Source organism: Peptostreptococcus anaerobius VPI 4330 = DSM 2949, from assembly GCF_000381525.1.
Taxonomy (GTDB): domain Bacteria; phylum Bacillota; class Clostridia; order Peptostreptococcales; family Peptostreptococcaceae; genus Peptostreptococcus; species Peptostreptococcus anaerobius.
Map to the genome: position 1 here is coordinate 1 of NZ_KB906621.1, position 25,090 is coordinate 25,090.

19 protein-coding genes are annotated in these 25,090 nt (G+C 35.6%); all 19 read left to right on the plus strand.

The genetic code is table 11. The features are described 5' to 3' along the window. Window positions 1–1,177, plus strand: a 1,177-nt coding sequence (locus F823_RS11335; protein ID WP_242831489.1) for a hypothetical protein, incomplete at its 5' end; no start/stop codon positions are given. A 575-nt stretch (window positions 1,178–1,752) separates the two neighbouring features. Further along, window positions 1,753–2,328 carry a cell division protein ZapA gene (locus tag F823_RS0105970; protein WP_002845400.1) on the plus strand — a complete coding sequence of 192 codons (576 nt, stop codon included), beginning with the start codon at window positions 1,753–1,755 and terminating at the stop codon, window positions 2,326–2,328. 68 nt (window positions 2,329–2,396) lie between these two features. Further along, on the plus strand, window positions 2,397–4,880 hold the full coding sequence (locus F823_RS0105975) for a U32 family peptidase (RefSeq protein ID WP_019595485.1): 2,484 nt from the start codon (window positions 2,397–2,399) through the stop codon (window positions 4,878–4,880). 33 nt (window positions 4,881–4,913) lie between these two features. Further along, entirely contained in the window at window positions 4,914–6,530 is a 1,617-nt protein-coding gene (locus F823_RS0105980; RefSeq protein ID WP_002845398.1) for a bifunctional ADP-dependent NAD(P)H-hydrate dehydratase/NAD(P)H-hydrate epimerase, read from the plus strand. A gap of 21 nt (window positions 6,531–6,551) precedes the next feature. Further along, entirely contained in the window at window positions 6,552–7,010 is a 459-nt protein-coding gene (locus F823_RS0105985) for an NfeD family protein (RefSeq protein ID WP_002842768.1), read from the plus strand. Between the two features lie 18 nt (window positions 7,011–7,028). Next, window positions 7,029–7,976, plus strand: coding sequence for an SPFH domain-containing protein (locus F823_RS0105990; RefSeq protein WP_002842825.1), 948 nt, complete (start codon window positions 7,029–7,031; stop codon window positions 7,974–7,976). A gap of 117 nt (window positions 7,977–8,093) precedes the next feature. Then, complete coding sequence (locus F823_RS0105995) at window positions 8,094–8,435, plus strand: DUF6483 family protein (RefSeq protein WP_002842798.1); 342 nt, start codon at window positions 8,094–8,096, stop codon at window positions 8,433–8,435. Between the two features lie 212 nt (window positions 8,436–8,647). After that, window positions 8,648–10,150 carry a DUF1846 domain-containing protein gene (locus F823_RS0106000; protein WP_019595486.1) on the plus strand — a complete coding sequence of 501 codons (1,503 nt, stop codon included), beginning with the start codon at window positions 8,648–8,650 and terminating at the stop codon, window positions 10,148–10,150. Window positions 10,151–10,358: 208 nt separating this feature from the next. Further along, on the plus strand, window positions 10,359–11,597 hold the full coding sequence (locus F823_RS0106005) for a 30S ribosomal protein S1 (RefSeq protein WP_019595487.1): 1,239 nt from the start codon (window positions 10,359–10,361) through the stop codon (window positions 11,595–11,597). Window positions 11,598–11,751: 154 nt separating this feature from the next. Then, the gene (locus tag F823_RS0106010) at window positions 11,752–13,254 is read left to right on the plus strand and encodes a DUF3329 domain-containing protein (RefSeq protein ID WP_002845395.1); all 1,503 of its coding nucleotides are present in this window, start codon (window positions 11,752–11,754) and stop codon (window positions 13,252–13,254) included. 12 nt (window positions 13,255–13,266) lie between these two features. Next, on the plus strand, window positions 13,267–13,752 hold the full coding sequence (ybaK, locus tag F823_RS0106015; RefSeq protein WP_019595488.1) for a Cys-tRNA(Pro) deacylase: 486 nt from the start codon (window positions 13,267–13,269) through the stop codon (window positions 13,750–13,752). Between the two features lie 11 nt (window positions 13,753–13,763). Beyond that, the gene (locus tag F823_RS0106020; protein WP_002845393.1) at window positions 13,764–14,603 is read left to right on the plus strand and encodes a fumarate hydratase; all 840 of its coding nucleotides are present in this window, start codon (window positions 13,764–13,766) and stop codon (window positions 14,601–14,603) included. Between the two features lie 9 nt (window positions 14,604–14,612). After that, complete coding sequence (locus F823_RS0106025; RefSeq protein WP_002845392.1) at window positions 14,613–15,152, plus strand: Fe-S-containing hydro-lyase; 540 nt, start codon at window positions 14,613–14,615, stop codon at window positions 15,150–15,152. A gap of 9 nt (window positions 15,153–15,161) precedes the next feature. Further along, window positions 15,162–16,337, plus strand: coding sequence for an NAD(P)-dependent malic enzyme (locus F823_RS0106030; RefSeq protein WP_002845391.1), 1,176 nt, complete (start codon window positions 15,162–15,164; stop codon window positions 16,335–16,337). A 9-nt stretch (window positions 16,338–16,346) separates the two neighbouring features. After that, a complete protein-coding gene (locus F823_RS0106035) occupies window positions 16,347–17,195 on the plus strand; it encodes a CvfB family protein (RefSeq protein WP_019595489.1) in 849 nt (282 codons plus the stop codon). A 390-nt stretch (window positions 17,196–17,585) separates the two neighbouring features. Continuing rightward, window positions 17,586–19,943: a preprotein translocase subunit SecA gene (gene secA, locus F823_RS0106040; RefSeq protein WP_019595490.1), complete on the plus strand. Its 2,358-nt coding sequence runs from the start codon at window positions 17,586–17,588 to the stop codon at window positions 19,941–19,943. Between the two features lie 21 nt (window positions 19,944–19,964). Next, complete coding sequence (locus F823_RS0106045) at window positions 19,965–21,356, plus strand: hypothetical protein (protein ID WP_002845388.1); 1,392 nt, start codon at window positions 19,965–19,967, stop codon at window positions 21,354–21,356. 12 nt (window positions 21,357–21,368) lie between these two features. Beyond that, entirely contained in the window at window positions 21,369–22,856 is a 1,488-nt protein-coding gene (locus F823_RS0106050) for a stalk domain-containing protein (protein WP_002845387.1), read from the plus strand. A gap of 181 nt (window positions 22,857–23,037) precedes the next feature. After that, complete coding sequence (locus F823_RS0106055; protein ID WP_019595491.1) at window positions 23,038–24,885, plus strand: N-acetylmuramoyl-L-alanine amidase; 1,848 nt, start codon at window positions 23,038–23,040, stop codon at window positions 24,883–24,885. Window positions 24,886–25,090 lie beyond the last annotated feature (205 nt).

Below are 25,090 nucleotides of genomic sequence, written 5' to 3' on the forward strand. Positions count from 1 at the left end.
AGATGCACTTTCATCAATAAATATACTTAATGCCAAAGCGAATACATCAATTATGCTTGTAGGCTCTAGTATGTCAGAAAGCCAGAAAAACTACATCAAGGATATAAAGAGCAGGTTTATAATAGGTGGAATGTTATCTACTCCAGTTGAAAACATTATATATGGTAGAACATCAGTAAATCCAAAGCCAAATCCTGGTCCTGTAACACCTCCAAAGCCAAATCCTGGTCCTGTAACACCTCCAAAGCCAGCAGAAAACAAGTACACATATATAATAAAGTCAGTAGACAACAATAGCAATTTGAAAACTGTTGTTGTAGACAAGTTGAATTACGAATCAGTAGAAAAAAGTATACCATCTGGCTACAGCATATTAAGTACAAGAGAAGAGGTTAATGCTTTTAGGGTTAATGGTACAAGCGTTTTGTATGTTAAGCCTAGTTCAATGAAGTACTTTGCAACACAGCAGGATTATGATAGATATATATTCAATGGATTAAAAAATCAAGGTTTAGATAGTGAAAAAATATTATTGAACAGTTCAGTCACTCCAAAAAAATCATTTGGAATATTAGCTAGAGGTCTTGGTTTCTCATTATCACAGTATGAAGTATCTGTAGATAAGTATAAGGTTGTAGATATAAACATTTGTATAGAAAAGACTTTTTACACAATGGAATCTTATAGTAAGGAAAAATATGTTTCAAACTTAGCAAAAATAGATGAACTTATAACTAAGTCAGGTGCTGATAAAATGCCTAACGAAAAAGAAAAGTCACTGAAATTTGCTAGATTCTTAATGATGACATATCCATACAACGAAAACATCACAGATAACTCAGCTGAAAATCATAGAAAATCTAGAAGCCCATACTCAATAACTGATTACAATACAGCAGTTTGCGAGGGTTATGTATACACATTCAATCAAGCTATGCTAAGAATGGGAATAAAATCATTCGAAATACATGATGAAAAACATATGATGGCGTTCACTAAAACAGATGGTACATGGCATTTTATGAATGTAACTGGATTTGCAAAGAACAATATCCCTAGTGATGAAAAGACAATAAATGATGAAAAAATATATCATGGTTATATAATGAAGAATCCTATAGTAGGACCTAGGCATGTAATAACACCAACTGATGATATAGAATACCTATATAGGTAAATACATAAAAGAGAGAGGTTTAACTCTCTCTCTTTTTTTCTACCAACGTTAAAATGTGTAGAGCCCATTAAGGTGTTTATTTTTACCTTAGTTTCATATAATATATCTTATTTTTACAACTAGATATTAATTGTGATAGCTAGAGTGAATACTTTTAAGAAAACATTGGCGATGAATATTAGTAACTTCATGTGAGTAAACGGTTAAAAAATTCCAGTGCAAAGCACATTGGAATTTTGAGTGTCGAGCATAGAAGTTACATATTCATGCGACAGTTTTAAAAAGTATTCATTCAGCTCTACAGACAATACATTCAGCTATCTAAATAAGATATATTATATCAATATGCATATTCATGCGACAGTTTTAAAAAGTATTCATTCAGCTACACAGACAATACATTCAGCTATCTAAATAAGATATATTATATCAATATGCATATTCATGAGACAGCTTTAAAAAGTATTAAGAATCTACCAATGGAATTGATGTAAGATAAAGCCATAAATGTATGGTAATGGTCTTAATTATTTGATATACTAGAAAGTAGTATAAATATTATGACGAGGTGCATTATGAACAGAGTAAGTGTTAAGATAGATGGTGTTGATTACAATATAGCAGGTGAAAAGCCCGAAGCAGAAATAGTAAAGGTAGCAAAATACATAGACAATGAACTTAAGGAGATTTTCTCAAAGGCTCCAAGTCTTACAAAGATAAATGCAGCTATTCTTATGTCTGTAAATGTGGCGGATAAACTATTTGATGCTAGGAGTGAGAATGACCAGCTTAAGGATAAGATAGAAAAACTAGAATCTTCAATCACAAACACAAGTGAAGATCTTGAAAAGGAGTTTGACAGCGTATTAGAAAAATTGGCCCAGTCTGATGAAATGCTAGCCAAGGTCAAGTCTGAAAGGGATCAATTGAAACTTGACCTAGAAGAAAGAGACTCTAAGATAGAATCTATATCACTTGCAGGAGCTAGTGCTAGTGACCCTGATATAGAAAAAAAGATAAAGTCAATGCAGATGCAGATAAAGGAAATGGAGAACAAAGTAGCAGTTGCTGAAGCTATGGCTACTGAATTTCAAAATAAGGCCTATAATATTCAGCTAAATTATGAGGAATTAAAAAATAGCATAAAATAATGACATATACTAAAGGCTACAGAGATTGATCTATGTAGCCTTTTGTAACGAAAATAAGGTGGTAAAGTATGATAAATAAAAACTTAGAATTATTGGCTCCTGTGGGTTCTTTTGAGGCCTTAAAGGCAGCGGTTCAAAATGGAGCAAACGCTGTATACTTAGGCGGAAAGGACTTTAGTGCTAGGGCTAGTGCTAACAATTTTGACAGGGATGAATTGATAGAAGCTGTAAAATATTGCCATATAAGAGGATGTAGGGTATTTGTGACGGTGAATACTCTTATAAAGCAGACTGAGATAGAAGACTTTATAGAATATATAAAATTTCTGTATTCTATTTCTATAGATGCCCTTATTCTTCAGGATATAGGTATGGCTACAAGAATACACGAGATTTTACCTGATTTTGAATTACATGCCTCTACTCAGATGGCAGCCCACAGTCTAAATGATGTTAAGTACCTTGAAAGTCTAGGCTTTAAAAGAGTTGTACTTGCTAGGGAATTAAATGTAGGTGAGATTGCCCAGATATGCCAGGCTACAGATGTGGATATAGAGGTGTTTGTTCATGGAGCCCTATGCGTTTCTTATTCAGGCCAATGTCTGATGTCTTCTGTTATGGGGACTCGTTCAGGAAACAGGGGAAGGTGTGCCCAACCTTGTAGGCAAAAATATAAGATATACAATGAGATAGAAGAGACATATGTAGATACTGGGGGGGACTACCTACTCAGTCCAAGAGACTTAAATTCTATTGAATATATTGGAGATGTCCTTGAATCAGGCCTGATGTCACTCAAGATAGAGGGCAGGATGAAAAGACCTGAATATGTAGCCACTGTTGTATCATCTTATAGGGATGCTGTATTAAATTATCTTGAAATGCAAAAAAACAGGACCTCAAGTCTTGGTAGACGAGATATAAATATAAATGCAAAATCTATTAGAAAGCCTGTATCACAAGAAACTATTGATAACCTATACACAATATTCAATAGGAAGTTTACCCATGGTTATTTGCTAGGTGAGGTTGGCTCGGATATAATGAACAAGCAAAAGCCAAATAACAGGGGGCTATATATAGGTAAGGTTATAGGATTTAATTCAAAGTCTAAGAAACTGAAGATAAAGCTAGAAAAGGAACTTAAAAAAGGAGATGGCCTAAATATAGGTGGGGGCCAGATAGGAAGAATAATAAGGGGCAAGACTATAGACACAATAGGACATCCTGGTCAAGTCGTTGAAATAGACTATACCCAAAATATTCCTAAGGGAACTGAGATATTTAAGACAAGTGACAAGGACCTTATAGACAGGGTGCAGAAGACCTATTCTGAGGACAAGGACTATGTCAAGATTCCTCTAACTGCAAAGTTGTATTTGAGTTTGGGTGAGTATCCTTGCCTAGAAATGTCAGATCCAGATAAAAATCATGTCAGAGTGTATGGGGAATCTAGGGTTGAAAAAGCCTTAAAGGTTTCAATTGACCAAGAAAAGGCCTACAAACAGCTAGCCAAGCTTGGAGATACGCCATACTGCTTGGACAAGGCGGATTTTGAGATAGGACAAGGCCTAAGCCTACCAATTAGCCAGCTGAATAATATCAGGAGGGCTGCTATTGAAGAACTATCTGCTATGAGGGTTAAAATAAAAGAGAGGAATTATTTATCTCTAGGAGAGCACAAGGATAGACTGTCTAGCCACCATGAAAATAAGAACTATGTAGAAGAGATAAATGTTTCTTGCAAAAATATAGAACAATTAAAAGTACTACTAGACCTAGAGGTTGATAGGGTATATTATAGAGATATAAGGACTATAAAAGAGGCTATAAAAATATCTAAAGAAGCAGGTAAAAAAATATACTACTATATGCCTAGGATTATCAGAACAAATGAAAAAAATATATATTCATGTCTTGACCAGTTAGAAAGAGACTACCTAGACCAGCTAGATGGTTTTAGGCTGTCGAATTATGGTGAGATATACTATATTAGGAAGAACTTTGCTGACAAGGAAATACTTGTGTCATCTTGGCTTAATATTTTCAACGAGAGGTCTATACATTTTTACAGGGAAAACAATATGGGACTTATGTGCCTATCTCAGGAAATGTCTTTGAACCAAATCAGGAATCTGGCAACTAGCTGTCATGACCTAGAATACAGGGTCTATGGCTATACTGAAATGATGTTGAGTGAGTACTGTCCAATGGGAGTATTAACAAAGGCCTGCAAGAAAAACAAGAGGGATGCCCAATGTTCAAAGGCTGATTATTATCTTGAATCCAGTGATAATAGAAGGTATAGGCTATCCCAGGATGAAAACTGTAGGACTACAATATACTCAGACCAAAGAGTGAGCCTAATCCAAGATCTAGATAGGTTGGAAGATGCGGGCATATCAAAGTTTGAACTTGATTTTAGTTTTGAAGATTCTTTAGAGACGAAGAAAATAGCAAGGGCTTATATAGATAGGTTGAAGAATTCTAAAGAGGTTGACCTTGATATTAGAAATTATGATACAGGCCATCTCTACAAGGAAATAGACTAGAAGAAAAAGGTAAATATTAAAGGAGGTATTGTCATGATAATAGGATCAGCAGCTTTGACAAGAAAAATGGACGAAATGTGTATGGATACTTTTAAGATACCATCGATTGTTTTGATGGAAAATGCTGCATCAGCTGCCACTAAAAGAATAGAAGAGATATTGGATAGTCAAGGCCTGTGTGGTCAAAGGTTATTTACAATATTGAGTGGTGCTGGTAATAATGGTGGAGATGGTCTTGTTATAGCAAGAAAGCTAAGCATAATGGGTCATAGTGTAAGGGTCATTTTTATCGGTCAGGAAGAAAAGATGACAGAGTCTACTAGGACCAACATGGATATTATTAGGTCCATGGGGATTGAAATCCTATCCTTTGAACATGGAGACTACCATATGAATGATACAAAGATGACAGGAATCCTTAAACAAACTGACTATCTCATAGACTCCTTATTTGGTGTCGGTTTAAATAGGGACTTAGATTTTTCCTACATTGGCCTAATTGGAATGGTAAATAGGGCTAGAGAAATGTATTCTTTTAAAACAATAGCCATTGACACTCCATCTGGAATAGATCCTACAAGTGGTCAAATAATGGGAGATGCAATAGAGGCTGACTATACGATTACTTTTGAGTATTTTAAGGAGGGGTTCTTGAACTACTCTATAGAAGACTATCTTGGTCAAGTCTTTGTAGAGCCGATTGGAATACCTGATAAAGTATATAATTATATAGAAAGGCAAGATAGGACTAAGTTTGGAGCTAGTATAGACCAGTCCGCAGACAGACGAGACTTTATAAGTGGTAGATTTGTAGATATAGACTATATAAATGACATACTCAAAGATAGAAAGCCTTCATCTAACAAATCTGACCTTGGAAAAGTACTGATCTATGCTGGTTCTAAGGGCTATTATGGGGCTGCATATCTAGCTTCTAGGGCTGCAAGTAAAACAGGTTCGGGACTTGTTACCCTAGTTTCTGACGAGGATACTGTCGGGGTAAATGCTACTAGACTAGTTGAGGAGATGACATGTCTAGATGATGATAAGGAAAGACTGGAAAAGTTGCTAGCAAAGGCTGACGCAATTGCATTTGGACCGGGAAAGGCTGACAAAAGAATCAGTAAGGTTCAGTTGGAATCCTTGTTAGGTGACTTAGAATCAGGGACTAATAAGCCTAGTCTTGTTATAGATGCAGGTGGTTTGGATGTATTCGATCCTAGTAGAATGGCAAAAGGAAAAGATGTCATCATGACACCACACAGTGGAGAGTTTGCGAGGATGATAGGTCTTAGCCCGAGTGAGGTAGACCAAAATAGGTTTCAACTAGCAAAGGGCTACGCAGCTAGAAATGGTATCGTCTTAGTTTTAAAGGGTAAGAATACGATTATTAGCGATGGAAATAGGACATACGTAAATACAACTGGTAATCCAGCTATGGCAAATGGTGGTATGGGAGACGCCCTTACAGGTATTATAACATCCCTTTGTGGTCAAGGTTATGAAGCTTTTGAAGCTGCTGTTTTGGGAGTTTACCTACATGGATTAATTGGAGATGTAATATTTAAAAATAAATATGTTATAAACGCAAGAGATTTAATAAAAATGATACCAAAAACAATTAAAATATTATATAATAGAAAAAAATAGTTTTTTGTAAAGGAGGCTATCATGTTTGGGTTAAGTATAAAGGTTATTTGGATATTAATAGCAGTTGCCTTTGCTATAGGAGAGGCTGCAACTCTTAGTCTCGCCCTTATATGGTTTAGTGTGGGCTCATTGGCTGCACTAGCTGTATCATATTTTACACAATCACTGGCAATACAGTTGGCGGTATTTTTGATAGTATCTTTTGGTCTTCTATTTATAGCTACTAAAAAGCTGATTAAGATGGACAGGGATAAAAATAATACCCATTGGGCAAGTGTAGATACGAATACGGATGCCTTTATAGGCAAAAAAGGCTATGTTATTGGAAGAATAAGTCCTGAACAACCTGGTCTTGTCAAGGTCAAGGGTGAAGAATGGACAGCTGTTTCCAATGAAGAGGGGCAAATCCTTGAAGTAGGAGAAGAAATCCTTGTAAAGGGAATACAGGGTGTCAAACTCCTTGTAGAAAAAAGAAAATAATATTTTTGGAGGTAGTTTATGGTAAGATCAGTAATTACAACAGTATTAATCCTTTTGGTTTTGCTAGTAGTAGTCAGGTCAATTAGGATAGTAAAGCAGGCAAGGATGGGTATTATCATGAGACTTGGTAAATTCCATACAGAGGCCAAAACAGGTATTCACTTATTAGTTCCATTTATTGATACTATGTCTTATATGATTGACCTTAGGGAGATGGTAGTGGATTTTCCACCTCAGCCAGTTATAACTAAGGACAATGTAACTATGCAGATAGACACAGTTGTATACTACAAGATAACAGATCCAAAGTCATATGTGTTTGAGATAGCAAACCCTATATCCGCTATTGAGAACCTGACAGCGACTACTCTAAGAAATATAATAGGTGACCTTGATTTAGATGAAACTCTTACTTCGAGAGACCTTATAAATGCCAAGATGAGGACTATACTTGACGAGGCAACAGATATATGGGGTATTAAGGTCAATAGAGTTGAGCTTAAGAATATAATGCCACCAAGAGATATACAGGCTGCTATGGAAAAACAGATGCGTGCAGAAAGAGAAAGAAGAGAGGCTATACTTCAGGCAGAAGGAGAAAAGCAGTCTAAGATTCTTATTGCAGAGGGTGAAAAGCAGTCTGCAATCCTAAGAGCAGAAGCTAAAAAGGAATCAATGATAAGAGAAGCTGAAGGTGAAAGAGAATCTAAGATTCTTGAAGCACAGGGTGAAGCTGAGGCTATTAGAAATAAAAAACTTGCAGAAGCAGATGGTATTAGAAGTGTATTCACTGCTATGAAAGAAGCAAATGTGGATGATAATATACTTGCACTTAAGTCAATGGAAGCTATTGAAAAATTAGGTGAGAGTCCATCTTCTAAGTTAGTACTTCCATCAGATGCTGTAAATTTCCTAGGTACTTTTAAGGGCATAAAGGAAGTAATGTCTGACAAGGAGAGTAAATAGTTATATATATTATGGGTCCTCAACAATATGCTTGGGGACTTTTATATGTCTTAGAACTTTGTTTTTGAATTTAAGATGAAATTTTTTTTGAAATATAAATTAAGGAGATTATAAATTATGGGTTTAATAGACAGATTACAAAATCAAAAAAGAGAGCAAGTATTCAAGGAGCTCTTAGGGAAAAAATACTCTAGCCTAAATGATTTAAATTTTGCATATGATCCTATTGAAGAGATTCTTTTGATAAGAATTAAAAGACTCGTAATGGATGGTAAAATAAATGAGGCAGAGGATGTACTATTTGAATCAATAAAAAAGTCAAAGACAGCAAATTCAATCTATATAGCAGGTGAGTTTTATACTATGTTAAAAGAATTGAGTGAAGAACAGTTGAAGGAGAGAAACTTTAGTCCAGAGGAGATAGATGAAGGAATTGCAGATATTAAAGAGCTATTTTAGTTAGGTGATAGAATTCAATAAAAATAAAGGTAAATACCGTCTTGATTTTTACCAGAAAAAATTGTATAATAAATACTTATTGATGCAAAAAACATACAGCTAGGCCGTATGTCATGTATTAAAGAATTTGTGATGGAATTCTATTTTAATACATTTTATGGCTTTAGTCAAGAAGTTTTTTGAAAATAAAATTATAAAATAGGAGAGTTAATATGAAAATTGGATTTGATCACAACAAATATCTAGAGGAGCAGTCAAAATATATACTTGAAAGAGTTGATAACTTTGACAAGCTATATATAGAATTTGGAGGTAAGTTGATAGGAGACTTACACGCTAAAAGAGTTTTACCAGGATTTGATGAAAATGCAAAGATTAAGGTTCTTAGCCATATAAAGGACAAGGTTGAGATAATTATATGTGTTTATGCTGGTGATATAGAGAGAAACAAGGTAAGAGGAGACCTAGGCATAACTTATGATATGGAAGTTATGAGATTGATTGATGACTTGAGAGGTTATAATCTTGATGTCAATTCAGTTGTTATAACTAGGTACGAAAATCAGCCTGCAGCAACAATACTAATTAACAAGTTAGAACGTAGGGGCATAAAGGTATATAGACACGGACCAACAAAGGGGTATCCAGTTGACGTTGATACTATAGTAAGTGAAGAGGGATTTGGAGCCAATCCATATATTGAAACAACTAAGCCTATCGTAGTTGTGACTGCGCCGGGTCCTAATTCAGGAAAGCTTGGAACATGCCTAAGTCAGCTATACCATGAAAACAAAATGGGAAAAACTGCTGGCTATTCAAAGTATGAGACATTCCCAGTATGGAATCTACCTCTTAAGCACCCGGTAAACATTGCCTATGAAGCAGCAACAGTAGACCTAAAGGATGTCAATATGATAGATTCATTCCATTTAGAGGCCTATGGTGAGTCAACTGTAAACTATAATAGGGATATTGAATTATTCCCAGTTCTTAAGAAGATTATAGAAAAGATTACAGGTGAAGAATCTATGTTCCAGTCTCCAACTGATATGGGTGTTAACAGGGTTGGATTTGGTATAGTGGATGATGATGCTGTAAGGGAAGCTTCAATACAGGAAATAATTAGAAGATACTACAAGACAATATGTGACTACAAAAAGGGTAACTTGGACAAGGAAGCTGTAGATAGGATGAAGATGATAATGGAAGGCCTAGGCCTAAAGGGCGAAGATAGGGAAGCTGTCAACGTTGCTAGAGCCTATGTTGAATCACATTGTCCGAACAATGATAATTCTGCTTGTCAGGGACTAGGTATGGTATTAGAAGATGGTAGAAAAGTAACAGGTAAGTTCTCAGATACAATGAATGGGGCTGCAGCTGCTATCTTGAATGCAGTTAAGATACTTGCAGATATAAATGACGATATCCACCTTATATCACCATTGGTACTTGAACCTATTATAAACCTAAAGAAAAATGTCCTAAATAGCAGAAATGTCTCACTAAATGCTGAAGAAGTTTTGATGGCTCTTAGCATCAGTGCTGTAACAAATCCAGTAGCAAAGTATGCTGTTGATAAACTTGACTTGTTAAAAGGGTGTCAAGCCCACTCTACAGTAATTCTTTCAAATAGTGATGAACAGGTATTTAGAAAGCTTGGTGTAGATGTTACCTGCGATCCTATATACCAGTCAACTAACCTTTACGAGGGATAAGAGACTAATAGTAAGACAAAAATAAATAAAATGTCGTTTAGTAGGTCTACTTATGAGATGAAAACCAAAAAGTATAGGTCATATTTTTGAAACTATAGTAAAAAATCTGAAAATAAGTACAAAAAGTGAAATATTTTTTTACATATACATGAAGACTTGTGTTATAATATTAGATATGGATACTACGCGACGAAAGGATGTTATTATAATGGAAAATTTAACAATGCAAGAGCTTCTTGATATGCAAGAACAAGAGCTAAGTAAGATTAATGTAGGTGAGGAAATCACTGGAAAGGTAGCTAGAATAACAAATGATGAACTAACTCTCAAACTAGAGGTTGGTTTTGATGGAGTTATACCTGCAGGTGAAGTGAACCTAGCCAAGGGACAGACTTTAGCCGATGTTTACAAGCTAGACGAAGAAGTGACAGGTGTGATCACAAACGTTAGCTACAAGGATGCTACAATAAAGATCTCTATATTAAAGTTAGAGCAGCAGAAGGACCTAAAGGAACTACAGGTAGCAATGGACGAACACAAGACTATAACTGTACACACAGTTAAGGCTTTAGATAGAGGATTATACGCAAGTTACAAGTCTCACAATATGTTTATGCCAATATCTCAGATAGATACTAAGTTTGTAAAGGATACAAATGAATACGTTGGTATGGACCTAGAATGTTACATCAAGGAAATAAATGCAAGAAAGAACAGAATAATTATTTCTCATAGAGAAGTTGCTCAGGAAATACTTGATGCTGAAAGACAGGAAAAGAGAGAAAAATTCAAGGCAGAAAGAGAAGCTGAAAGAGCTAGAATTAAGGCAGAAAGAGAAGCTGCTAAGATTGCTAGAGAAGAACTATTCAATTCACTTGAAGTTGGAGAAAAGAGAACTGGTAAGGTTACAAATATAATGTCATATGGTGCATTTATAGACTTAGGTGGCGTTGAAGGTCTTGCTCATATAAACAACCTTTCTTGGACAAGAGTTGCAGATGTAGAATCTGTAGTTAGTGTTGGAGATGAAGTAGATGTATATATCCAGGATATAAACCCAGAAAACAAGAGAATCGCACTTTCTCTTAAGAACCCTGATGAAGATCCATGGAAGAAGATCGCTGAAGAAGTTTCAGTAGGATCTCATGTGACAGCTAAGGTTCTTAGAATAATAGACAAGGGTGCTTTTGTTGAAGTTAAGCCTGGTGTAGAAGCTTACTTACCAATAGGTGAATTAAGTGAAAACAGAGTTAACAAGGTTGAAGATGTTGTAAATATAGGTGATGAAGTTAAGGCAGCTATAATAAAATTCAACCCAGATACAAAGAGAATGATGCTTTCTATAAAGGAACTTACTAGAGAACCAGAAGAAGACTTCAGCCAGTATATGTCAGTTGGTGATGATTCTATGGGCACTATAGGTGAACTTATAAAGGAAAAGAACTAATCATCAGAAATTAAATCTAATCTATGTATTTTGAACTATAGTCAATTATACATAGTTTGAACATACGTAAAGAGGGAGTCTGATGGCTCCCTCTTTTAATAAAAAATTGTTATTTATCGGGTCTTTTAAGGACCTAAGCTAATAGGAGATTGTAATGGAAATACAAGACAAGTTAAGTGAGGGTGAATATATAGACGGTCAGTTTATAGACAGGGATTATATTGACCGTAAGATGAAAGATTATAATAAAAATAGAAGATATAAATTATATGACGAATGGTCATACAATTTTGGAATTATTGTTGTATTGTTGCTGATATTTTTCCTTATACTGCTCCTGAACTCTTATACAACCTTTGTTGCTGACGACTTCAACAACTTATTTACAAAAAGTGGTGAGAGGATAAGCTCGATTAAGGATATATTCTTAATCCAAAAAAACAGGTACTACTCAATAAATGGTAGGGCTATTGCACATGGAATGGGGCAGTTTATGTTGATGTTTAACAAGTCCTTTATAAACTTTTTTAATAGTATATTTTTCTGTACTTTTATTTATAGTATTTATAGGTTTGTCGTTATGCCAGATGCTTATGGCTTGACAGGGGATAGCAAATATCTTGAAAGTGTGATAAACAGCAATAAATATGGAAGGCACATATTTAAAACAGGTGTTTTGATTCTTGTGTTTTTACTTGTGTGGAACTATACGCCGGTATTTGGTCAGACATACTTATGGGTCATCGGTGCAGCCAACTATATGTGGACAAGTCTTATGATTTTAGCTGTTCTACATATATCCAGAAGAGTGGCTATAATAAATGATACAGGCCATTTATATATGTGGATTCCCCTTATAGTCATACTTTGCTTTTTGACAGGGTGGACCAATGAAAACACTGTAGTTGGATTGTTATTTGTCCTTGCCTATCAACTGATTAAGATGATGATAGACAATACAAAGGGTATAAGTATTATGGTTATGATGACAGTTTCTACTTTGATGGGATTTATCATTATGATAACTGCACCTGGAAATTTTGCGAGGATGAAATTGTTTAATGAGCCGGAGAATTTTAGTGTTAAGTTAATATTGAGATTTACAAAGATGAGCCAAGCTTATTCAAAATACATAATGGTATTATTTATAATTTGCCTTATTTTCGTAATTGTTTCGAGGATTATGGATATGAGAAAGAATTTGGAAACAGAGGTATATTTTGTAGCTGGCCTATTGTCATTTTGGTCAATGCTTGCGGCACCGACATTCCCACCTAGGGCTATGGTTGGTACAGTATTCTTTTTTATAGCTGCTATAGTTATGTCCATAGCTACTATTGATAGAAAAGACAACAAGTTGGCTGCCTTAATTGTCATGATTATGATATTGTTTGCTGGATACGGATTTGTAAAGACGGTTCCTGATGCTATACTAGCAAGTAGTGAGTATCTTTCAAAGTATAACGCTAGAGAACTTGTTATTCTTGATAACAAGTCAAGTGGTAAGGTTCAAAATGTAGAGGTTCCAGCCCTGCCAGCAGAAAATAAGTATATGGCTGGTTTTGGATTGGGGGACTGTGAACACGATCCTGAAAACTGGATTAATGTAACAATCGCTAGGTATTATGGTATAGGATCAGTAGTTTTAAGAAAATAATAGGAGTGTGTTATGTCTAAAAAAACAGTTAAAACTAATGCTATGAGGATACTTGATATAGAAAAAATAGACCATAAAGAGCTCTCATACCCTGTAGACAAGGACCATGTAGACGGGGTTACAGCAGCAAAAGGTCTTGGCAAAGACCCAGCAACTGTATACAAGACCTTGGTTACGCAGGGGCATAGTAAACAATACTATGTATTTGTCATACCAGTAGCTGAAAATCTAGATATGAAAAAGGCAGCTAGGGCTTGTGGTGAAAAGAGCATAGAAATGATAAACGTAAAAGATATAAATAAGGTGACAGGATATATTAGGGGAGGTTGTTCTCCTATTGGTATGAAAAAGTCATACCCAACATATATAGACGAGTCTGCAAAAGACATAGACACTATAACTGTCAGTGCAGGTAAAATTGGATTTCAGGTTGAACTTGAACCGAGCGACCTTCTTAGGGTTACTGGTTCAGAGTACGCTGACCTGTTGATGAAATAAGGAGTAGAGATATGAGAATAGTATCTTCAAAGAATATAGAAGATGCAGTCAGGGATATGTGCATAGATGGCTGTATAAATTTAGATGAAAATTTGATAAATACTATGCAAGAATATCGTGATAGGGAGTCTTCAGATGTTGCTAAAAACATATTAGGAATCTTGATAGACAACGCCAAAATAGCCAAGGAAACTCAGACTCCACTTTGTCAGGATACAGGTATGGCGGTATTTTTTGTTAAGATAGGCAACGAGGTCCTAGTAGAAGGAGATCTCATAGAAGATGCTATCAATAAAGGTGTTAAGAGGGGCTATACTGAGGGTTATCTGAGAAAGTCCGTAGTCAGTCCTATATCTAGGATAAATACAAAAGACAATACGCCAGCCATAGTCCACTATGAGTTTGTAAGGGGAGACAGGATAGAAATAGAGTACGCAGCCAAGGGGTTCGGCAGTGAAAATATGAGCCAGATGAAGATGTTAAAGCCATCTGACGGTATAGAGGGCATAAAGAAATTTATTATAGATGTTGTCAGAGAAGCTGGTCCAAATCCATGTCCACCTATGGTAGTAGGTGTAGGCATAGGTGGAACAGTCGACAAGTGTGCTACTATAGCTAAGAAGGCCTTGTTCAGAGAAGTCGGTGTCCACAACCCTGATCCTGAAATAGAGGCACTAGAGATTGAACTCCTAGAAAAGATAAACAAGTTGGGCATAGGTCCACAGGGCTTGGGAGGTATTACAACAGCCCTATTCCTGAATATAGAAACATTCCCAACTCATATTGCAGGTCTACCTGTTGTGGTAAATATAAACTGCCATTCATCTAGACACAAAAAAGTAATGATATAGGAGGCAGCTGTGATAAGACTAGAAACACCTTTAAAAGAGAAAGATATAAGAAAATTAAAAGCAGGAGACACGGTAAGTCTTTCGGGTATTGTATATACGGCAAGAGATGCAGCTCATAAAAGAATCTGTCAGGCCATTGACCAAGACCAGCCAACCCCATTTGATATAGAGGGACAGGCTATCTACTATGTTGGACCATCACCAACCAAGCCAGGGGAGATAATAGGATCTGCAGGACCTACAACTAGCTATAGGATGGATGACCTTACCTTGCCACTTTTGGAAAAGGGTCTAAGGATTATGATAGGTAAGGGCAAAAGAAACCAAGTTGTCATAGACGGCATGAAGAAGTATGGTGCTGTATACCTAGTTGCCATAGGTGGAGCGGGTGCCTACCTATCAAATAGAATCAAGTCATCAGAGGTGATTGCATATGATGATTTAGGGGCAGAAGCTGTTAGAAAAATTCGTGTTGAAGATATGATGCTTACCGTATGTATAGATTCAAAAGGAAACAACCTGTATGATAATATAAAAGCGATTGACTAGGGAGGATATATGAATTATTCAGAAGAAGCTCTAAGAGTTCATGAGGAGAAAAAGGGTAAAATAGAAGTAATAAGCAAGGTGAAGGTTGAAAATAAGGATGACCTATCAGTGGCCTATACTCCAGGAGTAGCCCAGCCTTGCATAAAGATAAGTGAAAATAAGGAAGATGTATATAAGTATACATCAAAGTCCAATATGGTAGCTGTTGTTAGTGACGGTTCTGCTGTATTAGGTCTTGGTAACATAGGTCCAGAGGCTGCTATACCAGTTATGGAAGGCAAGGCTATACTATTTAAGGAATTTGCTGGGGTTGATGCATTCCCTATATGTTTGGCTTGTCAGGATGTTGATGAAATTGTAAAGTCAGTCAAGATGATTGAGCCGGTATTTGGTGGAATAAACCTAGAGGATATAGCAGCGCCTAGGTGTTTTGAAGTAGAAGAGAGCCTAAAAAAAGAGCTTGATATACCTGTATTCCATGATGACCAGCACGGTACTGCTATAATAGTCACAGCTGGAGTTATAAATGCAGCAAAACTTATGAAAGACAAGGATATAGAAGACCTTGAAGTTGTTATCAATGGGGCTGGTTCTGCCGGTATAGCAATAGCCAAGATGCTTCTAAACTTAAATGTTAAAAACATAGTATTATGTGACAGGTATGGTATCCTAGAAGAATCATCACCTGACATAAATTGGGCTCAAAAGGAGATGTTGAAATATACAAATAAGAACAAGGAAAGAGGTAGCCTAAAGGACGCTGTTGTTGGCAAGGACGTATTTATAGGTGTTTCTAGACCCAAGATGCTTACTAGTGACATGATAAAGACCATGAATGACCAGCCAGTTGTATTTGCCATGGCAAATCCGGTTCCAGAGATACTTCCAGAAGAGGCCAAGGAGTCAGGGGTATTTATAATGGGTACAGGCAGGAGTGACTATCCTAACCAGGTCAATAACGTACTAGCATTCCCAGGAATATTTAAGGGAGCTCTTAGGTGTAGGGCTAGGCAGATAAACGAAGAGATGAAGGTAGCAGCAGCCATGGCTTTAGCCAACTTCATTGACGAAGATAAGTTATCTGTAGACTACATTTTACCATTGGCATTTGAAAAAGGAATAGCTGAGGCTGTAGCCAAGGCAGTAGAAGAAGCGGCTAGAAAAACTGGTCTTGCAAGAATTTAGAGGTGCAAATTGATTAATTTTGGAAATTACAACAACTTAAAGGTGATGAGAGAAAAAGAATATGGTTTCTTTTTAGATGGTCAGACTGGAAATACTAGTGATGACATACTATTGCCTAGCAAAAATATAGTACAAAAAGAAAAGATAAAAATAGGCGATGAAGTCAATGTATTTGTATACAGAGATTCGCAAAAACGTCTAGTAGCAACACAGAAGACACCAAAGGCTTGTGCAGGTGACATAGCAGTACTTAAGGTGTGCGACAACACAGAGATAGGTTCATTTGTAGATATAGGACTTGAAAGAGATGTACTAGTTCCATTTAGGGAAAGAACATACAAGATATTTGTCGATGAATCATATCCATTCTATGTTTACGTTGACAAGACTGGTAGACTTGCTGCAAGTCTTGATATTGAAGACCGTCTGTCTGTTGATTCTAGCCTACAACTTGGCGACAAGTGTAATGGATATGTCATAGGTTTTCAATCAAATGGAACTGCAGTAGTGTGTATAGATCCTGACAAGTTAGGGATAATTCTAAAGGATGAGTATTACTCAAGTCTCAAAGAAGGTGACTACCTAAAGGACCTAAGGGTTATTAGAGAATATGAGGATGGACGTTTGGGGCTTTCTACAAGGGGCGATAGAGTAGAAGAGATGTCTAGTCTTGAAAGATCAATCCTGAGTTACCTTGAAGGGAATGACGGCTATATGTCCTTTAATGACAAGTCTGATCCAGAAGATTTGAGGATAGTATTTTCTACAAGTAAGAAAAATTTCAAGAGAACACTAGGAACTATGATGAAAAAAGGTTTGATAAGACAGGATAGTGAAGGAACTTATTTAATAAAATAAGTCATATGAGCTATTAGAGCCGATTGGAGGAGTTAGTGTTATAAAAGTATTATTTAATTTTTGACAAAATATAATACAGATAATTCTGAAAATTTAAAAGGGCAAAAAAAGAAAGGGTGAATAATCAACCCCTCTTTTTTTGTGAGAAATACTTAAAAAGGAACATAATTTTTTAAGTACCTTTATTATACAATATTAATGAGCAAATGTCTAATAAAATTTATACTTTTTGGATATAAAAGGACAATATTTTCATAGTGACTAGTATTTGTGGATTTTATACTTGATAAATTATTAAAAAGACGCTTATAATCATCATGCATCTTAATTTTAATTATGTTTTGTGGTATAATAAAGTGGTTATTAACAAATGAAAGTAAGGGGGTTACTATGTCAGTAATTGATTCGTTCTTGAATAGACAAGATGAAATTGAAATAAAGAAATTAAATAAAATAGTAGATCAAATAGAAGCACTAGAATCGGAAATACAGACTCTTAGTGATTTAGACTTATCAAATAAGACTAAAGAGTTTAGAGATAGATTAGATAAGGGTGAGACCTTGGATGACTTGTTAGTAGAGGCTTTTGCTGTTGCAAGAGAGGCTACTAAAAGAGTACTTGGTATGAGACAGTATAGGGTACAGCTAATAGGTGGTATAGTACTTCATCAGGGCAAGATAGCAGAGATGAAGACAGGTGAAGGTAAAACCCTAGTTGCGGTTGCACCTTGCTACTTAAATGCCCTTAGTTCAAAGGGTGTCCATGTAATAACAGTAAATGACTACCTTGCAGACCGTGATGCAGATACTGTAAGACCTGTATTTGAGTTTTTGGGAATGACAGTAGGAACAATAATAGCAGGTCAGACTCCTAATATTAGGCAGGAAAAGTACAGATGTGACGTGTCTTACGGAACAAATTCAGAGTTTGGATTTGACTACCTAAGAGACAATATGGTTAAGGATCTTAGACAGAAGGTACAAAGAGAGCTTAACTACTGTATTATAGATGAGGTTGACTCAATTTTAATAGATGAGGCAAGGACTCCTCTTATTATTTCAGGTGAGGGAGAGGCAATCAACGAACTATACTATAGGGCAGATGACTTTGTGAGGACCCTAGTAGAAGAAGATTATGACCTAGATGAAAAAGAGCACACAGTATCATTTACTGAGTCAGGTTTTAAGAAGGCTGAAAAATTCTTTGGTATAAGAACAATCACAAATGTAAATAATATGTTCATCTACCACCATATCAATCAGGCCCTAGCTGCCCACAAGCTTATGCATATAGATGATGACTATGTTGTCAAGGACGATGAAGTATTTATAGTAGATGAGTTTACAGGTAGAATAATGGATGGTAGAAGGTTCTCTGATGGGCTACACCAGGCCCTAGAAGCTAAGGAAAAGGTGACTATTCAGTCTGATAACAAGACTATGGCAACAGTTACCTACCAGAATTTCTTTAGGATGTATGATAAGATGTCTGGAATGACTGGTACAGCCAAGACAGAAGAAGATGAATTTGAGCAGACATACCATATGAATGTTGTGCAGATCCCTACAAATAGGCCTGTAATAAGAGGGGACTTAAACGATAGGGTATACACAACTGAAAAAGAAAAATTTACAGCAGTTGTAGAAGAAATAGCTAAGATACATGAAAAGGGTCAGCCAATACTAGTGGGTACAGCTACAGTTGAAAAGTCTGAAATCCTATCTAGGATGTTAAAAGAAAGAGGGCTTGACCACGAGATTTTAAATGCCAAGGAAAATAAGAAAGAGGCAGAAATAGTCGCTAAGGCTGGGACACTTAACTCTATCACTATAGCTACAAACATGGCAGGTAGGGGTACAGATATCAAGCTTGGTAACGGCGACAAGGAAATGGAAGAAAAGGTCAGACAACTTGGAGGCCTATATGTATTAGGAACAGAAAGACATGAGTCTAGGCGTATAGATAACCAGTTAAGAGGTAGATCAGGACGTCAAGGTGACCCTGGTACATCTAGATTTTTTGTAAGCTTAGAAGACGAGATAATAAAATTATATGGTGGAGCTGCAATCAAGAAGCTAGGTAAGAAGTTGAAGCCAGACCCACATGGAGCAATATCAAGCAAGGCCTTGACTCGTGCTATAGAAAATGCCCAAAAGGGTATAGAGGGTAAGAACTTTGAGCAGAGAAAAGACGTCTTGAAGTATGATAATGTTATAGACAAGCAGAGAAAAGTAGTATATGGTGAAAGAGACAACGTACTAGAGGGAGTAGATCTTAAGGAGACAATTCTACAGATGGCTAGGATAGTCATAGATGAGAATGTTGCAAAATATATAGATACAAAACCAAGAAACTACTTTAAGTTCTATAGGACTATGTACAATCAATTTATGCCAGAAGGAACCCTATTGATACCAGATGCAAATGCCCTTACAAGTAAGGAATTTGCTGATACTGTTTATTCTATAGCTGAGAGAGTTCTTGATATGAAGGCTATGTTGATAGGTGAGCAGGAGGTTGCAAGACAAAGAGAAGAAGTCTTGCTTGAAGTAGTGGATAACTATTGGGTAGACCATATAGACCTGATGGACCAGATGAGACAGTCTGTTGGATTGGTTTCAGTAGCCCAAAAGGACCCTGTAAAGGAATATACTATGGAAGCCTACCATATGTTTAATGAATTGAACAGAAAGATAAGGCTTGAAACATTGAAGTTTGTGTTTTCTTTTGATAACGAGGAAGACTAGGATTAAGATAGGGTGGTGCATATGAGTATTAAAATAAAAAAAACAAATATGGCCAATAATGACGAAGAATCATGGATTAGAAAGATAGTTTATAATTATTATGAAAAACTCAAGTCATATTATGAATATAAGGCGGATTTAGATGCAAAATATGAGGATATGAGGGTTCAGTCAATAGATTATATGAGGGGACTTCTAGTAATATTATCTATGTTTATGATTAATCAGGGTTTAGAAAACCAGATTAGCTATGCTTTTCAAAATTCTAAGTGGAATGGCATGACTTTACTCGATATATTGGTTCCAATGTTTTTGTTGGTAATTGGTAGCTCGATACCATTTTATGTGAAGAAACATTATGAGGAAAATGAAGACCTTAGGCATATTGTAAAGATGTCCTTTATCAAGTCTATAATAGTTTTTGTGATAGGCTTGATTTTCTCTTGTATATACTATCCTGCAAATGACTATGTAAGACTTACTGGTCCCATACAAATGATGGCCTTTGTATATATTATGAGTTTGTTACTTTATATAGGCTTCCTAAAAATGAGGATAAAAAATAATGCATTGACTTATATATTTATTTCTATGGGAATTATAGTGTCCATAATATTCACTGCAATTGGATTTGCTCACTCTTTAAAAACAGGAGAGAGTAGTATATTTGTGGTGATGGATAAGGCTCTATTATCAACTTTTAAAAGTGTTTCAATGGCAGACCCAGAAGGAATACTTGTCTGTATATCAGGTGTATCTTTAGGCTTGATAGGTTTGGGACTGGCTTGCATATTGAATAAAAAGCCCGTAGAAAACAAGAGGTACATAAGATATAAGAGGACCAGTTGGGTCAAGGAATCAGGATATAGTAGAAAAAATGTCCTACATGATATAAAGTCATGGATAAATCCTAGGTCTATAAAGGCCATTCTTAGTAATTACTATAGGATAAATTTAGAGGCAAGAAAACTTGTAGACATGTTATTTATAGCCATCTTATTTTATATAGTGTCAAAAGTTATGGGCATATGGTTACCTTTGAATAGAAATATTCTTAGCCTAACATTTGTACTCAGGGTATCGTCATATTTTTATTTTATGATGTTTGTTCTATATATAATATGTGACATACTAGCTATAAACTTTGGTACTCTTCTTGTAAAGAGGTTGGGACTTAATTCTCTGGCTGTAATAGTTATAACTACTGTAATATATAAGCTGGTTAACCTTATTACGATAAAATCTATATACACTAGTACTTGGCTACACTTTAACAACTGGTTTACAGTAGATTTTATCCTTCCTATATTCGGTAGTGATTATGCATCAGGTGTATATGCAGCTATAATTACCGTGATTTGGATATTATTGGGTAACCTATTGCATAGGTTTGATATTAAGCTAGGTTTATAATTTGGAGGAGATATGTTAGAAAATATAGATAGAAAAAGGGCGAAAATCTGGATAAAGATGGCTATTATTATTTTAGCTACCCTTGTTCTAATTTTGAGTTTGTTTCGACTATTCCTCTATAATAGTAACCAGAGGAAGTTGATATCAGAATTTAAGAACACTAAAATAAGAGAAAAGTTAATAATAAATAACAAAAAGGCAAAGATGGATAAGCCCTATAAGATTAGGGATGGTATTGTATACGTACCTGTCCTAGAGTTATGTAAAAACTTTAATTCTAAGACTAGTTACAAGCTTGAGTCCAAGGGTGGCATTGAGTTTAGCTATAACAACGATGTATACAAACTTGCCAGAGGGTCTAATGAGGTAAGATTTAAAGAGAACAAGGATATCCTAAAAATGGACGGTATTGTCCAATACATGGAAGATACAATATATGTTCCACTAGATTTTATATACAAGGTATTGGATGTAAATGTTGTTCAGGCTAGTGATGGAACTGTATATATGGACAATTATCCTAAAAAGTTTAACTATGAGTGGGTTAAGGAGAATAGGTATATTGCACACGCAATGGGCGGCATAGGTGGAAATACCTACACCAACTCTAAAGAAGCTATGGAGAATTCTTATAAGAGAGGCATAAGGGTGATGGAGGCAGACTTTTCTCTTTCTTCTGACGATAAGCTTATCCTGTGTCATTCATTTGATACTAGCTCTTTATCATCACTGGGCTTACCACTTTCTTGGAATAAGGAAAAACCTGGTGAAAGGGAGTTTTTGAGCAAAAAGATATTGGGAACTTACCATACTATGAATTTTGAGGATGTAGCTAAGTATATGAAAGCCCATAAAGATATGTACTTGGTAGTTGACCTAAAGACTAATGATATAAAGTCTGTGGAAAAATCATATAGGGAACTTGTTAGAGTTGCAAAGAAAGTAGACCCAGATATAATGAAGAGAGTCATACCTCAGATCTACTATGAAGAAATGTATAGACCTTTGATGAATATATATAATTTTAAGTCTATGATATTTACTACATATAGGTTGGAGGAATTGAAGGCTCAGAAAATAGTTGACTTCTCTTATGAACATGGTATAAAAATTGTCGCTGTAAATAAATTTAAATTCTCTAATGTATTAACTAACAAGTTACTTGATAGGGGTATAAGTCTTTATATGTTTACATACAATGACGAAAAAATTGTAAATACACTTAGAAATAACTATGTTAGTGGCTTCTATACAGATTTTTTACCAAAGGACGGAATCAAGAGGGATGATGAGGGTAGAGTCATAATAGAGAAGAAAAATACAGAACAAGAGGGGCAAAATCTTAACCAGGACGGTCGATCACCAGATACAAATGGCCAGACTAATGATCCTAATGCAGCTGATTATAGCCAAGTAGGACAAGGAACAGGAAAAACAAGTGAAGATATAGAAACAAATAATAGAACATCAAATGATGAAAATTTAGGAAGTGTAAATTAATTCACTTTAAAGTCAAAATAAAAATAATAGTGGAGAATGGTTAAACCAATCTCCACTATTATTTTGGAAAAATCTTAAGAAAAATTAATAGAAAAATTAGATTAAAAGGTTACAGAATGTAACTATATGTGTTATAATATGCTTTAGGATAATAAGGTATGATTATAAGTAGGAGGATATGATGAGAAAAAATATTAAGAGAAAAGTCTTAGCAACGATTTCTGCACTTGCTCTAGCATTTAGTATGATTCCAACATCACTGGCTGATGAAGTGGATACAGATGCATCTAGGTCAGAGTTTGTTAATCAATTAGATTCAGTAAATATAGAAGAAAAAACTTCTGATACACAGGGTGTAGAAATAAAGTTAGAGATGGTAAATGTTGACAGTGAAGGAAAGCTAGAGAAGATAGGGTCGACAGGTTTGGAAACGGAATCTAAGCTTGATTCAGATAACCAAAAGCAGTCTGGAAATATGACTAGCCTATCAGGTAGCAATAGGTATCAAACTGCTGTGAAAATCAGTCAGAATGGTTGGCCTAGGGGTGCTCAAAATGTGGTTTTAGTTAATAGCTCAAGTACAATATCAGGTACTATGGCGACACCGCTTGCAACAACTTACAATGCGCCAATATTACTTTCAAGTAATCAGACGCTTAACCCGAATACCTTGACTGAGATAAAAAGGCTTAGACCTAGAAAAATATATATAATAGGTGATACGAGAGCCCTGTCACCAAATATAGAAAGATCTATTAAGAGTATGGGTATATCTACAGTAAGGTTATCAGGCGCTACTGTTGGTCAGACATCAGCAAAAATTGCCAATGAAATATCAAGACACCATGATGTTGATACATCATATGTTGTAAGTATTCAAAACGGATCTGCAGATGCACTTTCTATAGCTGCACAGGCGGGTAGGACTAAAAACCCGGTATTGGTGTCAAATGCTAGTGTCTTAAATTCTGATGCTATGAATTTTATAAGAAATAACACACCAAATGTATACTATATCGGTGGTACTGGATCAATAAATACTACATTACTATCTAGAATATCTTCTAGTGTAGCTAATGGTTCTGAAGCCAATAGAATCTCAGGTGTAGATAGACATGATACTAATGCTAAAATAATAAGTAAGTTTTTTGGTAAGGGACCATTTTCTAATATGCTAATAGCCAAGTCTGATGATATCGGAATGATAGATACAGTTGCAGCTGGTCCGCTGGCAGCTATGAAGAATGCTCCAATATTGATAACAAAGAAAGATAGAATACAGAGGACAACTAATACATATATATCAGGAATAAGGGCATCTAACCTAATTCAGGTAGGTGGAGGTTTCTCATATAGTGTTACTAGCGGCCTACAAAGAGCCTTATTTGGAATAAGCTCTAATCCAAGCCCGGCACCAAGACCTTCTCAGCCATCACCAAGACCTCAGGTAACTCCAAGTAGAGGTATAAAGGGCAAGACTATAATAATTGACCCAGGCCATGGAGGAAGAGATACAGGTGCTGTAGGATTAAATGGATACAAGGAAAAAGACTGGACACTTGTTACAGCCCATGCTTGTGCCGATTATCTTAGAAGGGCTGGAGCAAAAGTAATTATGACAAGGACTGATGACACATATCCAACTCTTCCTGAGAGAGCTGACTTGAGTAATAATGAGGGCGCAGTATTATTCTGTAGCATACACTACAACAAGGGCGGAAATTTAGTCAATGCTGATACAGGCGAACTAAGTGGTAATGGAGTTGAAGTCTATAAGGGTAAAGGTCAATTCGCAAATAGTGTAGCCAATAAGATATTGAATAATATACTAAATAACTTCAATCTTAGAAACAGAGGTGTGAAAGACGGTACTCACCTTTATGTTATATCAAACACAAATGCTCCTGCTATTCTTGTAGAGGGTGGATTTATGTCAAGTTCAAGGGATGTAAACCAGTTGAAATATAAGGATGCACAGAAGAAGATGGGTATACAGATTGCCAAAGGTATAGTGGCAGCTTTTAATTAAAAATATTAATATTATATAAAACAAAAACAGTCCATCAGGACTGTTTTTGTTTTATATAATAGAATACAAGCCTTTAAAAAGTGACTACAAATTATTAGAAGTAGAAGTATTTAATTTTTCCTATATTGTCATTAGGATTGCTTGTTACTGCTTATGGTGGTATAATATAATGTGAGTGAAAATGATTAAAAATAAGCAAATAGGA

Coding starts and splice junctions, on each gene's coding strand:
- F823_RS0105970 (WP_002845400.1), top strand. CDS start 1,753: ATGAACAGAGTAAGTGTTAAGATAGATGGTGTTGATTACAATATAGCA.
- F823_RS0105975 (WP_019595485.1), top strand. CDS start 2,397: ATGATAAATAAAAACTTAGAATTATTGGCTCCTGTGGGTTCTTTTGAG.
- F823_RS0105980 (WP_002845398.1), top strand. CDS start 4,914: ATGATAATAGGATCAGCAGCTTTGACAAGAAAAATGGACGAAATGTGT.
- F823_RS0105985 (WP_002842768.1), top strand. CDS start 6,552: ATGTTTGGGTTAAGTATAAAGGTTATTTGGATATTAATAGCAGTTGCC.
- F823_RS0105990 (WP_002842825.1), top strand. CDS start 7,029: ATGGTAAGATCAGTAATTACAACAGTATTAATCCTTTTGGTTTTGCTA.
- F823_RS0105995 (WP_002842798.1), top strand. CDS start 8,094: ATGGGTTTAATAGACAGATTACAAAATCAAAAAAGAGAGCAAGTATTC.
- F823_RS0106000 (WP_019595486.1), top strand. CDS start 8,648: ATGAAAATTGGATTTGATCACAACAAATATCTAGAGGAGCAGTCAAAA.
- F823_RS0106005 (WP_019595487.1), top strand. CDS start 10,359: ATGGAAAATTTAACAATGCAAGAGCTTCTTGATATGCAAGAACAAGAG.
- F823_RS0106010 (WP_002845395.1), top strand. CDS start 11,752: ATGGAAATACAAGACAAGTTAAGTGAGGGTGAATATATAGACGGTCAG.
- ybaK (WP_019595488.1), top strand. CDS start 13,267: ATGTCTAAAAAAACAGTTAAAACTAATGCTATGAGGATACTTGATATA.
- F823_RS0106020 (WP_002845393.1), top strand. CDS start 13,764: ATGAGAATAGTATCTTCAAAGAATATAGAAGATGCAGTCAGGGATATG.
- F823_RS0106030 (WP_002845391.1), top strand. CDS start 15,162: ATGAATTATTCAGAAGAAGCTCTAAGAGTTCATGAGGAGAAAAAGGGT.
- secA (WP_019595490.1), top strand. CDS start 17,586: ATGTCAGTAATTGATTCGTTCTTGAATAGACAAGATGAAATTGAAATA.
- F823_RS0106045 (WP_002845388.1), top strand. CDS start 19,965: ATGAGTATTAAAATAAAAAAAACAAATATGGCCAATAATGACGAAGAA.
- F823_RS0106050 (WP_002845387.1), top strand. CDS start 21,369: ATGTTAGAAAATATAGATAGAAAAAGGGCGAAAATCTGGATAAAGATG.
- F823_RS0106055 (WP_019595491.1), top strand. CDS start 23,038: ATGAGAAAAAATATTAAGAGAAAAGTCTTAGCAACGATTTCTGCACTT.